Origin of the sequence: Bradyrhizobium sp. U531 (assembly GCF_051710265.1) — a bacterium.
GTDB lineage: Bacteria > Pseudomonadota > Alphaproteobacteria > Rhizobiales > Xanthobacteraceae > Bradyrhizobium.
Window position 1 is genome coordinate 545,152 of sequence record NZ_JASVEN010000001.1, and the last position, 12,969, is coordinate 558,120.

The following is a 12,969-nucleotide window of genomic DNA, read 5'->3' on the forward strand; positions in this document are numbered from 1 at the left end:
GAACAGATGCATTCGGCGCGGGGACATCTGGATCGGGGTACATGGAATTACAATTCGGGGTAGACAGACGCGGATGGGACATCCTATCTCTGGTGCGGGCTGAAACTGGACTGCGGGGACGGGGGCGTTCATTGAAAGTGTTGCTGGGGCTCGCGCGCATCGCCGCGCTGGGCGGGTTGCTTGTGCTTGCGGGCTGCGTCACCGCCAATAATTCCCTGTCGCCGAACGACGTCGCCAGCATGAAGCTGACCGGAGTCGCTGTCAGTTTTGCACCGGACGCCCACATCCAGTGGGACGACGGTCTCCGCGCCTATGCGGAGGCGAAGGCGGTCAGTCCGGAACAGGCGGCAACGATGGCCGAGACCCCGGAGGTCAAGGCTTTCGTGCAGGGCCTGCTGACGCCGCGGATCAAGGCCGGCGTCGAGCAGGTCCTGGCCGCTCGGCTGGCGGGCACGCGGCCGGTGCGGCTCGACATCCGCGTGAAGAGCTTGCTGTTCCCGTCGGCCATCCAGCGTATCGTGATCGGCGGCCATCGCGGCATGATCGCGGACGCCAATCTCGTCGACGCCCGAACCGGCGCGCTGATCATCGCCTATCCCGAGCTGAACGCATCGCTCTATACCGGGCAGGGCATCGTCGGGGCGGCGATGCAGGCCGCTATCGACAATAGCGCGGGGCCAACCCCGGTCGACAAGGTGAGCGTGCGCTACGGGGAGATTTACCGGAACTGGCTGCTGAAAGATGGGGTCTAGGGCGAAGTCCGCGCATGGCCGCTCGCTTCGCTCTTGCAAACCGGCCGTCGCCTGTGCTTGAAAGCGGCCCTGATCCGAAGCGGCGACGCAGGGTCTGTAGGAGTGTAGCTCAATTGGTAGAGCACCGGTCTCCAAAACCGGGGGTCGCAGGTTCGAGCCCTGCCACTCCTGCCAGCAAAATCAGTCACTTAAGTCAGATGTTGGCAGGATAGGGACGAGGCGTCCCGCGGGGCGAATCGCCGCGCGCGAGCCCTTCCGCTTGATGTCCTTGGGGTCGGCAGGCCAGGCGGCGCCTTAGCGCGCCGGGGCCCGCTCCGCATCGTCTGGAATCTGGCTTAGATCGACGTTCCGGATCGGAACGCGGCGCAGCAGCGAGACGATGGTGCCGCCGAGCTCGAAATAGGTGTGCAGCCGCAGCGCGCGCGAGGAGCCCTTCAGCTCCGCGTTCAGGCTCACGGGGACCTGGACGTAGGTCAGGCCGAGCTGGAGCAGCGAGATCAGCGCGCAGATCTGATAGCCATAGCCGTCGGCCTTGACCGCGATCTGGCGCAGCCATTTCACGGGGTAGACGATCATGCTGTGGTAGTCGGACAGCCAGAAGCCGAACAGGCAATTCAGGATGAACCGCAGCGAATGCGACTGCAGCGAGCGGTTGACGGAGCGGTCCGACTGGTTGTCGCGATAGGTGATGACGAGGTCGGCGGCGCCCGCCGCCTTGAACATGCGGGCAACACCCTCGTTCTGAAAGGCGTGATCGCCGGGAATGAGCGTGATGGCATCGAATTTCGCGCGCGAAAGGGCATATTCGAAGCCCGCGCCGACACCGCGCCGCTCGGCGTTGTGCTGCACCGTTATGCGCGGCTCGCCGGCCGCGAACTCGTCCATGATCGCGCCGGTGCCATCGGTGCTGCCGTCGTCGATCAGGAAGATCTCGAAGTCATCGAGCAGCTCGCGGGCGAGCGGCAGCACGCCACCGATGGTATCGGCGATCTTGTCCTGCTCGTTCAGCGCAGGAATGACGATCGTCAGCCGTTTTGCCGCCTTTGAAGGTGTCATCTTATGCCGCCCGTTGCCGGCCACTCATTTACTGGTGGAACCCTGCTGCAACTCTAGGTCATCTGAGCCGGGCGAACAATAAGCGGCCTGCAGATATGACCTGCACAAATGCCATGAAACCGGGGGAGTGTGTGTTCCCCGCAACTAATCGGAAAAGTCGTAAAGGCTGGTGTCGCCGATGCCAAAGGCCTGGCGCAGCCGCCCGACGCGGTCCGCCATAGTGCGGCCCGCGGCCGTTGCGTCGAAACGGGAATCGAGCGGCTCGACCAGGCCGCCCTCGACGAGGTTCTGAATTCGCCCCCGGAACAGATCTGGAACCTGCCGGTCGACGATTTCCGAGAGCGGCGCCGTCTGCTCCTGCCGGTCGAAGAGGCCCAGCAGAATGTCCAGGGACACGGATTTATACACTGCGCCAAAAGCGAAGACGTAACCCATGACGCAAAAACCGAAGATCGACGCGGCGTCCCAATATTGGAATTGCGGGACGACGAGGATCCCGAGCACAACGCCGAGCGCATGGGTGATGATCGCGGCGATCGCGAGCAGAGTCACGGCTCCGACCGTCCAGCCGCGCGCGCGGGCCATGAGCTGCAAGGCAGGCGAGAGCAGGGCGAAAGCGATGGCGGCGAGCAGTCCGATCAGGAAGGACATCGTGGCCACTCACCCAAGACCGGTCGACAGACGAACGAGCTTGACGAGACGCGCGACGGCTAGGCCCTTGTTCGTCGGGGCCAGCTTGCCGTCTGCCGTGACCACCATCCCTGCGCCGACCAGCAGCTTCAGGCGGTTGTGCGTGAAGGTGCCGAGATCGCCGCCCTGCATGTAGGCCACGGCCCATTGCTCCCAAGTGAGGGGACGGCCGGCCTTCACGAGGGCCGTGAGCAGCGTCAGCGTGAAGCCCCAGGCGAGCAGGCTGAACAGGATGTAGAAAAACATCATCGCGGTCGCCAGCAGGAACAGGCCGGCAAGCACGTCGTCGACATGGCGCTGACCGGGGAGCGCGAGACAGGCGATCGCGTAGAGGGCCAGCATGGTGACGCAGCCGAGCCGGAAGCGGCGGCCGGATCCGCCGGTGGCGGGGATGCGCGCGTAGCACAGCAGCACCAGCGGCAGCGCGACACTGAGACCGATCGCTGCGGCCTGCGCGGGGCCCGGTAGCATGTTCATTGCGGAAAATCGCCCCGGACGCTGTCAGGCCCAGCCAATGCGTGAGTCTATAGGAGGTCGCATTTTTCCGGTCAAGGGAGCCGGTCGTCCGGCCCTTGCGGACCTCAACCGGGCGTGCGAATCCTTGTCGGCGATGCCGTTCCTCCCTCCGAGATATCTCCATTGCTGCGTGCGATAATCGTCCTCCTCGTCGTGTTGTTGGCTGCGCATGCACCGATGCTCCTGAACGACGGTCTCTTCATGGACGATTGGCTGGTGCTCAAGCCGCGTCCGGACTATTTCATCGACATCGATTTCCTGCTGAACGGCGCCGGTCATCCGATCTTCTACAGCTACGACACGTTCGCGAACTGGACCGGCGCGCCCGTCGCCGTGATGGTCTCGCTGGCGATTGCCGGCATTGTCCTCGGCGCCACGTCGCTCGCGCTGACCGCAACGCGTCTCGGTCTGCTCGACCGCGCCGAGGCGGTCGGTCTGGCACTGATCGTCTGGACCTATCCCGGCTATCAGCTCTGGGCGGGCAAGGCGAATGCAGTCTACGTCTTCAGCTTCGGCCTGCTGTTCACCGGTGCGTGGCTGTTGACGCTGGCCTTCGGCGCGCGAGGTCTGCGGCGCGTGCTGCTTCGCGTGGCCTGTGCGCTCGTGTTCCTGCTGGGCTTCGCGCTCAACTCGACCATCGTGCTCTACGCCTTCGTCGTGCTCGGGCTCTTCGTTGCGATATGGCGGGCCGGGAACGCGGCCGACGGCTTCATTCGCCGCACATGGCTCGCATCCTGGCGCTGCGCGCTCGGCTATCCGGAATTGATGGTGCTGCCGCTGATCTATTGGGGCTCGCTCAACATCTGGTTCAAGCGGATCGGCGTCTACGCGCAGCATTATGATGCGCATTTCCCCACCCTCGGCGAATTGGCGAGGGGATGGTGGGCATTCTTCGTCACCGGCTACCGGGACGTCCTGGCTCATGCGGCGCGCGCGGCGATCACGGTGCCGACGATCTTCATCCTGGCGGCGGTGCTGGTCGGCATTGCCGTGCTGCTGCTGCAGCGTTCGGAGACGAAGCCGGCGGCATCAAGGCTCGCGATCCTGCTGCCGCTCGTGCTCGCCGTGGTCTTGTTTCTCGCATTGTCGTCGCCCTATCTGATCGCCGGCCTGCGGCCGTCGTCCACGCATTTCTACGAGAGCCGCCATCTGCTGATGCTCGGCGTGCCGTCGGCGCTGACGTTTCTCGCGTTCAAGCGGCTGATCGAACGCTGGACCAGCCCAGGCATCGCCTTTGCGGTCGTGTTCGGATCGGGCCTGATCGTGTCGATCGGCATGCTGTGGAGCGACTACGTCTTCATGCAGGCGAGAACGCTGAAGCAGGAGGCCCTGACGCAAAATCTTGCCGGCCGGCCCCAGCCCGCGGCGACGGTCTATGCGCTCGACGACGGTTTTGTCGATTACCCGTCCCGGCACGTGGCGTTCGGCCTCGCCGAGGTCACCGGCATGCTTCGCCTTGCCTGGGGTAACCAGCCGTTCTTCGGCTTCGCACTGCGCGCCGAGCGGCCCGACATCCTGCGGGGCATGGACGAGGCGCGGAAGGCGCCGGGAAGCGCGTTCCATCATTTCGATCCGTCGGGGCCGCAGGCCACGATCTCGTTCCAGCCGGGCCCGGGAGCCGCCCCGAACCACACCTTGGTGCGGAAATACTATGCGTGCCGGTTGCTGGCGCGCTGCGATGTCGCGGAGTTTCTGGCTGGGCTTGCGCAGGTGACGATCACGCTCGGGCCGATCGCGGGTGTCCTGCCGCTCGGGACGGAGGCCGCGCCTAGCCGCTAAAGCGGCGCTGCCAGACCGCTTCCGCCAGCGTGATGTCGGTGACCGAATCCGCCCCCGACGCCAGCGGCGCGCCGCGCGCGGCGACATCGGCAACGAAAGCGTCGGCCTGGCGCCGGAACGCCCAGCTCGTCTCTCCCGTCAGCTGCGTGCTTTGACCATCGTGCTCGACAATGACCACCGCTTCCTGCGCGGCGAAGGGCGGGGGCAATTGCAGCGTCATCGTGCCGCGCTCGAACGCGATCGTCAGTCCCTCGCGCCAGGCACCGTCCGACCCGTTGACGAGATCCAGCGCGCAGGCGATGCCGTCGAAATCGAGGGTGATGCGCCCGGCGCCGGAATCCTCGACCGTGCTGTCGGCGAGTGTCGGCGAGGCGCCGAGCAGGTAGCGCGACAGATTGATGATATGGCTGAACACGTTCAGAAAATTATCGTAGCCGGGGCGCATCGCGCGCGGCATCCAGTCGGGACCGTCCTGCCACAGCTCAAGCCCGTCCGGCCGCGCTTCGCCGGTCATCACGAAATTGTCCTGCGAGCGGCCGGTGTCGCCGCCGAAGCACCAGCCCTTGGCGCTGACGATACGCCCGAGCGACTGGTCCTGGCGCAAGCGCGTCAGCACCTGCAGCGCGCGCGCCACGCCGGCATCGTGACGCTTCATGTAGCCGATGCTGTAGACGCGATCTTGCCGCCGCGCGGCTTCGACCAGCGTAACGGCCTGCGCCGTCGTGTAGGCCATCGGCTTTTCCGACAGCACGTGACGGCCGCTGTTCAGCGCGTCCAGCACGATCGGACCGGTGGCACGCCGCTTGGTCACGACGACGACCGCGGACACCGCGCTGTCCGCGAGCAACTCCCGGTGCGAGCCGTAGACCCGGGGAATGCCGAATTTCTGTGCCGCGGCGGCGGCGAGGTCCGGCCTGAGATCGGCGATCGCGACGACGTCGCAGGCCGGATTGGCAGCGAAATTGGCGAGGTGGCACATCTGGCCGACCATGCCCGTTCCGATGATGCCAATGCCTGGCCTCACTGGCGATGATCCCTTAGCGCTTCCGGATCACGAGGAAATGCGCCGGCTGTCCCCATGTGTTGATGAATGCCGGATCCGACTGGGTGAGGGCGGTGACCGCGGCCGCGTCGCGCTGGCTGATCGCGGCAAAGATGCGATGGAAACTGTCGAGCGTGGCGATGATGGCATCGATGTCGGCGCCATCGTCGGCGAGAATGTCCGTCGTGCGGATCGTCTCCCGCAGGGAGGCAAGGCCCGCGACCACGCGCGGCAGGCTCGCGCCGAGGGGATCGTCGATCATGCCGTCGACGTCGAGGACCAGCGCCTCGATCGATGCCGAGATCGCCTTCACGGCATCGGACTTGCCGACCAGGTAGAGCTTTCGGCCGCCGAGGAAGCTCAGGCGGCTGCGGTCGAGATGGCGCGTGGCGCGGTTCAGCTTGTCGTCACCGGACAGCACCTTCTTGTGCCAGTAGATGTCCAGGCTGTCGCGATAGGCGGGCCAGGCCGAATGGATGTCGAAGCCCTGTCCGTGTGCCGCCGTGCACAGCGCCGCGGCGTCGAGGAAGTAGCGATGCCGGACGAAGGGATTCTCCAGCACGTCCATCAGCCAGGATTCGAAGCTGCGGGTGTGCGGGATGCTGTTCCACTTCGCCTCGAACAGCGTTTTCGCCGTGTCGAGCGGCGCGCGGCCCGTCAGGGCCTTGCCGGCCGCATGGATCGCCTTGAGCGCGAGCTCGAAGAAGCCGCCATAGCGCTCGTAATAGGACACGACGGCGTATCCGTCGGGATTGAGCAGGCGGTGGAAGATGCCGAGCCATTTGTCGCTCGGCTGCACCGTGTAAATGAAGCCCTCGGCATCGATGAGGTCGAAACGGCGATCGCTGCGGAAGCCCTCGACGTCGGCCAAGGCGAGCTCGCGGAGCCGCTCGGTGAGGCCGAAATGCGCGAAGTAGGCTTCGATCTTCGGGTGCGCCAGCCGGTTCGGCTCGGCGAGGGTCATGTTGGCGCCCCAGCCGGCAAACACCAGCGCGTTCTCGCCGGAATCGGGACCGAATTCGAGCACCTCGGCTGCGCGAAACAGGCGGGTCGGCAGCGCCAGCTTGTCCGAAAACAGTTCGCGCCGCTGGGTGGCGTAGGCCTCGAGCTCGGCGGACGACTTGAAATTCCCGAACGTCGGGAGGACATCCTGACGTTCGTAATAGTTGAAGAGCTTGTCCTCAGCCATGCTGCGACCTTAGCGCCGCTTCGAGACGATCGAGCTCGCTCCAGATATCGTTCGGCGCGAAGATCGAAACGATCTGCAGCGGGCGCTTCACGCTCTCGCGCAGCCGGCTGCTGACCTTGGCCTCGTTCTCCTCGTTCACGGCGAGAAGGCAGACGAGCGGACCCGACTTGGCGGCGAGGTCCTCGGGCGAACGGATCGGAATGCCGGTGCCGGGCAGGAACAGGCCCTGGCGCTCCTTCTGGTCGTCCACCGAGAGGTCGACGAGATCGGCCAGCTCGTGCGCATTGGTGAAGGTGCAGGCGCGGCAGCCGGCGCCGTAGATGGCGATCTCAGAGCCGTTGGCGCGGGCCTTGGCGAGGATCGGGCGGAGACGCGCGCCGTACTCACGTGCGCGCTGACCGAATTTCTCGCCGACACCGGCCGGGGCGGGCGGCACCGTCACCGGGCCCGCGGCACGGCGGGCGGCGATCGCGAGACTGCCACCGCTGAAATTGTATTTCTTCACCGACACGGCCTCGAAGCCGTGGCGCGCGAGCAGCGCGACCAGGGTCGGCTCGGTGAAATAGCTGACATGCTCTTCCCAGAGCACCGAGAGGTCTCCCTCTGCCGAGCCCGGCGCGAAATCGGGCACGTCGATGAACAGCAGCCCGTCGTCCTTCAGCGCGATCTTCACGCAGGCGAAGAAGTTCTCGAAATCGACGATGTGTTCGAGCACCTGGCGCGAAATGACGAGGTCGAACTTGCCGGACTGAGCGACAGCATCGTGTGCCATCTCCGGGCTGAGCATGTCGGCATAGACCTTGATGCCGCGCTCGCGGGCGATCTTGCCCGACACCGGATTGGGCTCGACGCCGACCATGACCTTGGTGCCGCGCTCGCGCAGCCGGTCCATGAACAGGCCGTCATTGCATCCGATCTCGAACACCGACTCGTGCTTCGAGAATTTCGCGATGGTATCGAGCTCGTCGACCTGGTGCGGCTCCGGCTTCCAGCTGCTGAAATTGTAGTTGAACTGGCGATAGAGAATGTCGGGGTCGATCGGTTTCACGATCTGGGGCAGGCCGCATTCGCCGCAGGCCAGCACCTCGAACGGAAAGCGTTCGTCCTGCTCGTTTCGGCTATGCCGAAGCCGATGCGCGATCGGCATCAGTCCGAGGTCGATGACCGGACGCAGGTTGGTCGAATGGCAAAGGCGGCAATGGTCAGTCACGGCTTTAACTCTTTGCAGGACAGATTGAAATCGGCGTCCCGAGCCATCGCGGCCCGCGGCTGGTCGCCCGGGATACGGCTATATAGGGCCTCAGCGTGCACCTCAATTGATAAGTTGGGTTGCACACCGTCGGCGAGCATCGCAGAGGGGGACGCGCTTGTAAGTGCTCACTTCCGGATTGAGTCTTGTTGGGACCGCCATGCCTGAAGTGCTGCGATACCATCCCAATATTCCTTGCTTCCGCGGGACACGCGACTGCGGTTCCGCAACTCCGTAATGGCTGCAACCTGTGCGTCGTCGATCTGGACTCCAAGACCCTTCCACGTCAGCAATATGTAATCAGCTCCGACGTGGAGCACGTCTAGGTTGCGTTGTATGCTATGCGTATCAAACAGTGGACTCTGGCCGTGCGCCCAGAAATCCAGCCTGTTGCTCTCGATGTAAAAGGCGTTCACATCGCGCCCGCGCAGCGCGGCAATGCTGAGTTGGGGTGGGCCGAGCAAAACGTCTCCATAGTCCGGCAGGAACACCGGATGCAGGGTATCGACCACCCGGCCGGATGGCAGGAGAGGGGATTCGGCGCAGGTCGGCAGAAAACGCAAAGCGGAATTGACGGGCAGAATGCGCCAGCCGGATGGAACGTGGCGTGAGACCTCCAGGCAGCGGTGCGGGTCGAGATCAGCAAAGGATGGGGCGGTGTCAACCAAGCCAATGCGACCGGTGACATATGCCAAAGCCCCCTTGGCGCGCGCCCGAGTTATCTCGCCCTGCGACCGAGCTACAACAGCTGCAACCAGGGCCGCCAAACAGACCGCAATTACCGCAGAAGGCAGAGAGACGAAGCGGTCTTGCAACCGATACTGTCGAAAGAGGCCGGCAAGGGGCACTATCAACGAAATTGCAATCAGAGGAGTTGCGACCGATCGGAAAGCCAGCATGCGCTCCAGACTTCCATGTGAAGTGAGAGTGATGAGGCCAACCACGGCGAGCAGAGATAGACCAAGACCGACGGCGAAGGGCCCATTCTCCTGTGGTCGCTGCACGCCGGGCAAGACGGCGCATGCGACAATGAATGCCGGGTACGCCCAGAAGTGCGGCGCGACGAACAGGTTGGAGAGCACTGTCCAAAAGCGACGCAAAGCGGCTACGACGTCGAGCAGGGAAAATCCCGCATAGTTGATGCCCTGCGCGTTGTTCACGTAGACCATCAGATCCAAGCTCGAGATTTGACGGAACCGCTCTACGTTGATGAGCGGCATGAACACGCCGATCGGATTGACCTCGGCGATGCCGAGATAAAGCTGGTTGACCAGGAGGCTAAGAGCGGCTGTTCCCAGGCCGATTGCCGCCACTGCCAGCGGCCGCACGATGCCGCGACGGCCGTAGGCGAACCAGCCGGCGGCGGCCGCCGCCATCAAGAATGCTGTGGCGATGATTGCGGCCTGGGCGACCATGATCGCGATGGACATAACGGCCGGCAGCAAGGCGCGGAAGATCACACGGACCTTTGTAGTGGCATAGAGCAGTCCAGCCCAACATACAAACAGGAGGAAGGCGCCCGTTTCATAGTGGAAGCGCCCAGTCTCCACGCCGATAAAGCTCGACCACATTGCGATCAGCGCCGCACAGCCGGGCAATACCCACCCCGTCGTCAGCCGCGCCGCGATGCGATGGACCAACGCCGCGATGGACAACAGATAAACAACGGAGAGGACTTGATGAGCCGTCGGACCACCGAAGCTTACAAGCAGCATGTCGGCTCCGTGGCCACGACCGAGCAAAAACCAGAACAGCTTTGGTTGTTCGGGGTCGAGCCAGAGACTGTGTCGGTTCTGCAGGTCAGCAAGGAGTGGCAGATACAGTTGTGGGATATCGCCGCGGGTTTCGTCGAGCACGATGCCCTTCACGAGCATAAGTACAAGAGCGGACAAAGCGAGGAGTCCAACCAGGAGCCATTCGGCGGCCGTTGATGGTGCCCAGCGGCCACGGGATCGCTGGGTCAGGTGCCGGGCAAAGTTCCAGGCGATGATGCTCGCCAGGAGTGGAATGGTGATCCATGGGAAGAGCAATCCGGCGGCGCCGAGGCAAACGCCGATGAAAATGCTCAGAGCGGCGCCGCCGAAAAATTGCAGCACGAGCAGATCAGCCGCGTCGAGGTCGTCGCCTTCGCCGGAAAACGGATTAACGAGCAAGGTCCCCATTCCGATGAAAGCGAGGACGATGTAGGGGGCGAGGACGGCGAGACAGAAGCTGTTCCACGCGACCAACGAACCGCCGCTGAAGAACTGGACGTCGGGAGGAACCCTCACCAGCAGGCCCAGCGCGGCGAGGAGGAATGGAGCTGTCATCAAGCTGGCGCGCGCGCCAGCTTGCCAGTGCGCGTTGCTCCAACGCCGGCGTTTAGCGAAGCGCATGTGGACTTCTCCGCGAAGGATCGCCTTCCCTCGTCAATTCAGCAACACCTCAGCGGCATGTGGACAATTGATCGAGACCCGCGGGATCAGCGCGCTTGCGGTCGAATGACAGATGGTGCTTGACCACTTCAAACGGTTCCACGCCGTAAGCCCCCCGGTAGATATCCTTTGATCTCGTTCTTAGTTCGGAGATTCCCGCCTCGGCCGCCGGACTCAATGACTGGTCGTCATTCTTCCACGTCAACAGCCAATAGTCAGGGGTGTCGGCGCGGACGGCAAAACGTTTCGCCAACTCATCTCTCTGAAAGAGGTCGGAGAACCCATTCAGCCAGAAATCGCAATTCGCCTTCTGAACATAAAAGAGATTTACCCCCAACGCGCGAAGCCTGGCCTCAGCGGTATCGGCCGTCCCCAGAGCGATCTTCTTGAAATCGCGCGCGACATCGCTCTCGTAAGTATGAATGATCTTGCCTCGCGTCAGGAGGGGCGAAAAGTAGCAGGGCACCATTGCGCGATAGCCGTTGAGCGGCAGAATGCGCTCAGAGCCTGTCGATTGCTGCAACTCGTCACAGCGTCGCCAGTTCAGGCTGACACGAGGCATTTGATCGAGGGGACGCCCCATCGCGAAACGGATCGCGCCGTCGCTTTTGAAGCTCTGCCATGGAAACGAATAAACCGTCCATGCGCAGGCGCCAAAGAGCGCCAGGAATGCCAGGCGCGGAGCAGCGCGACCGGTGAACCATGTCGGTGCCCACCGCCGCACGATTGTCAGCGCCCCGAAGGCGATTGCGATGACCACAAGCGGGGTCAGGACGTGGACATGAATGGACAATCTTATCAGGCTGGGGATTTTCAACGTTGCGTCGAGAAATCGAACCGTGGCGAGGTACGCGATGAGGATGAACGGTGCTGCTGCGTTGAGCGGCGGCCATGATCTCGATCGGCAAGAACGATCGGGAAACAATTTCGAGTCTACGAAAGCGATAGCGCACGATGTCATGGCGAGAAGAGCGGCGCTTCGAATGATCGCCTTGATCTGCCTCATCGCGACCAACAGTCCTCCGTCGATGGAAAAGTCATCCACGCCGATCGATTGAGACAGCACGAAATAATCAAGGATATCGAGGCTGCCGAACCGCGAGAAATGCTCCGTTGACGCGATGTGCCGGAAGATCGAATAGGGGTTGGTCGCAGGAATTCCCAGGTAGAGATAGTTCACTCCGAAAGCGAGTATGCATCCTCCGAGCGCGCCCGACCCAAGCGCCATACTCTTGGCTAATCCTTGCGAGTCTCGTTGAATCGCCTTGGTGAACATTCCCACGGCCGAAGTTAGAAAGGCAAAGGCCGCGTACAAGGGATAGGAAGCGGCGAGAGCGAAGCCGCTGAGGCCGGCGGAGAGCTTGTCCTGGCCTTTCGAAGGTCGAGCGATGATCAGGAGAAAGTAAAGAAGGAGCGCTGCGGTTTGGAGGTGGTACTTTCCGAATTCCATGATCTGGGGACCGGGGTCCGACGCCAGAGCGAGGATCGCAAGACCGAGCGCAATTGAAGGCGCAGTGTATTCCCACCGGCGGCCAAGTGTTTGCAAGGGTACCAGCGTACGCGCGAGTTCGAAAATGACCGCGCCGATCCCGACGAAGTAGAGAAACGAAACGATCTGGGCGACATGGGGCGGCAGGAACGTCGCCAGCAACAGATGCAGCCCGTTGCCGTGACCGATTTCGAAGTCGGAAAAGATGGGATTGTCAGCCGCAAGCCAGATGCTGCGATTTCTCGCAACTTCTGCAAGATACGGGGCGTAGAGCTGTTGGACGTCGGTCGAAACGACGTCGGGGATGACGGCGTGATCGAGGAACACGATTGCCAGAAAGCCAATTCCCAGCAGCGACATTGCAATCAAAGGGAAAGTCACCGCGAACGTTCGCGGCTTGAAGCTCCTGGTATCCCATACAAGAGCTGCGACCGCGAGCCCGAGCACGATTTGCGGATACAGCATGGATAGAGCGCCGAGACCAAGTCCCACCAATAAGAGTGTGGCCGCTCCGACGAAGAATTCGTCCACTCGTTGGGCGTCTTCGTTCCTGATCAGAGAGAACGTCAGGCGCCCGGTCGCCATGATGAACCAGCCGAGATACGGCGTCAGGACGATCCAGGCGAGGACGTAGAATCGCGTTGTCCAGCCACCATCAAAGAGCAGTGCTCGGTACGTGCCGTCACGGTTCAGGCACCAAATGGAAAGAGCGGCTGGCGCAAGCACGAGCACGCGCCACGACCATGTCGCGGCGAGGCTGCGTAAGCCCACCGCGGCAGCCGTCACCGTCTGA

10 protein-coding genes and 1 tRNA gene are annotated in these 12,969 nt (G+C 63.1%); 3 read left to right on the plus strand and 8 right to left on the minus strand.

Annotated features, from left to right (window positions below):
• Positions 1–41 precede the first annotated feature (41 nt).
• Both QRQ56_RS02715 and QRQ56_RS02720 read left to right on the plus strand, forming a co-directional pair.
• Positions 42–752: a DUF6778 family protein gene (locus tag QRQ56_RS02715; protein WP_438737495.1), complete on the plus strand. Its 711-nt coding sequence runs from the start codon at positions 42–44 to the stop codon at positions 750–752.
• A gap of 98 nt (positions 753–850) precedes the next feature.
• Positions 851–926: transfer RNA gene (locus tag QRQ56_RS02720), tRNA-Trp, on the plus strand.
• Positions 927–1,046: 120 nt separating this feature from the next.
• Here the strand turns inward: QRQ56_RS02720 and QRQ56_RS02725 are convergent.
• The 3 genes from QRQ56_RS02725 to QRQ56_RS02735 all read right to left on the minus strand — a co-directional run bounded on the left by QRQ56_RS02725 (position 1,047) and on the right by QRQ56_RS02735 (position 2,975).
• Positions 1,047–1,808, minus strand: coding sequence for a glycosyltransferase family 2 protein (locus QRQ56_RS02725; protein ID WP_438737496.1), 762 nt, complete (start codon positions 1,806–1,808; stop codon positions 1,047–1,049).
• 144 nt (positions 1,809–1,952) lie between these two features.
• Positions 1,953–2,459 (minus strand): hypothetical protein, encoded by a 507-nt coding sequence (locus QRQ56_RS02730; RefSeq protein WP_438737497.1) that lies wholly within the window; start codon positions 2,457–2,459, stop codon positions 1,953–1,955.
• Between the two features lie 9 nt (positions 2,460–2,468).
• Entirely contained in the window at positions 2,469–2,975 is a 507-nt protein-coding gene (locus tag QRQ56_RS02735) for a hypothetical protein (protein WP_438737498.1), read from the minus strand.
• 162 nt (positions 2,976–3,137) lie between these two features.
• Here QRQ56_RS02735 and QRQ56_RS02740 point away from each other — a divergent pair, with 162 nt between their 5' ends.
• Positions 3,138–4,793 (plus strand): hypothetical protein, encoded by a 1,656-nt coding sequence (locus QRQ56_RS02740; protein WP_438737499.1) that lies wholly within the window; start codon positions 3,138–3,140, stop codon positions 4,791–4,793.
• Here QRQ56_RS02740 and QRQ56_RS02745 read toward each other — a convergent pair.
• The 5 genes from QRQ56_RS02745 to QRQ56_RS02765 all read right to left on the minus strand — a co-directional run bounded on the left by QRQ56_RS02745 (position 4,783) and on the right by QRQ56_RS02765 (position 12,962).
• Positions 4,783–5,817, minus strand: a complete 1,035-nt coding sequence (locus tag QRQ56_RS02745; RefSeq protein ID WP_438737501.1) for a Gfo/Idh/MocA family protein — start codon at positions 5,815–5,817, stop codon at positions 4,783–4,785. The genes QRQ56_RS02740 and QRQ56_RS02745 overlap by 11 nt on opposite strands.
• A 13-nt stretch (positions 5,818–5,830) precedes the next feature.
• Positions 5,831–7,024 (minus strand): class I SAM-dependent methyltransferase, encoded by a 1,194-nt coding sequence (locus tag QRQ56_RS02750; protein ID WP_438737502.1) that lies wholly within the window; start codon positions 7,022–7,024, stop codon positions 5,831–5,833.
• Positions 7,017–8,234: a class I SAM-dependent methyltransferase gene (locus QRQ56_RS02755; RefSeq protein WP_438737504.1), complete on the minus strand. Its 1,218-nt coding sequence runs from the start codon at positions 8,232–8,234 to the stop codon at positions 7,017–7,019. Before QRQ56_RS02755 ends, QRQ56_RS02750 begins: the two co-directional genes overlap by 8 nt.
• Before the next feature lie 167 nt (positions 8,235–8,401).
• Positions 8,402–10,648, minus strand: coding sequence for a hypothetical protein (locus tag QRQ56_RS02760; protein WP_438737505.1), 2,247 nt, complete (start codon positions 10,646–10,648; stop codon positions 8,402–8,404).
• 49 nt (positions 10,649–10,697) lie between these two features.
• Positions 10,698–12,962, minus strand: a complete 2,265-nt coding sequence (locus QRQ56_RS02765; RefSeq protein WP_438737506.1) for a hypothetical protein — start codon at positions 12,960–12,962, stop codon at positions 10,698–10,700.
• Positions 12,963–12,969: the final 7 nt, after the last annotated feature.

Coding starts and splice junctions, on each gene's coding strand:
- QRQ56_RS02715 (WP_438737495.1), top strand. CDS start 42: ATGGAATTACAATTCGGGGTAGACAGACGCGGATGGGACATCCTATCT.
- QRQ56_RS02725 (WP_438737496.1), bottom strand. CDS start 1,808: ATGACACCTTCAAAGGCGGCAAAACGGCTGACGATCGTCATTCCTGCG.
- QRQ56_RS02730 (WP_438737497.1), bottom strand. CDS start 2,459: ATGTCCTTCCTGATCGGACTGCTCGCCGCCATCGCTTTCGCCCTGCTC.
- QRQ56_RS02735 (WP_438737498.1), bottom strand. CDS start 2,975: ATGAACATGCTACCGGGCCCCGCGCAGGCCGCAGCGATCGGTCTCAGT.
- QRQ56_RS02750 (WP_438737502.1), bottom strand. CDS start 7,024: ATGGCTGAGGACAAGCTCTTCAACTATTACGAACGTCAGGATGTCCTC.
- QRQ56_RS02760 (WP_438737505.1), bottom strand. CDS start 10,648: ATGCGCTTCGCTAAACGCCGGCGTTGGAGCAACGCGCACTGGCAAGCT.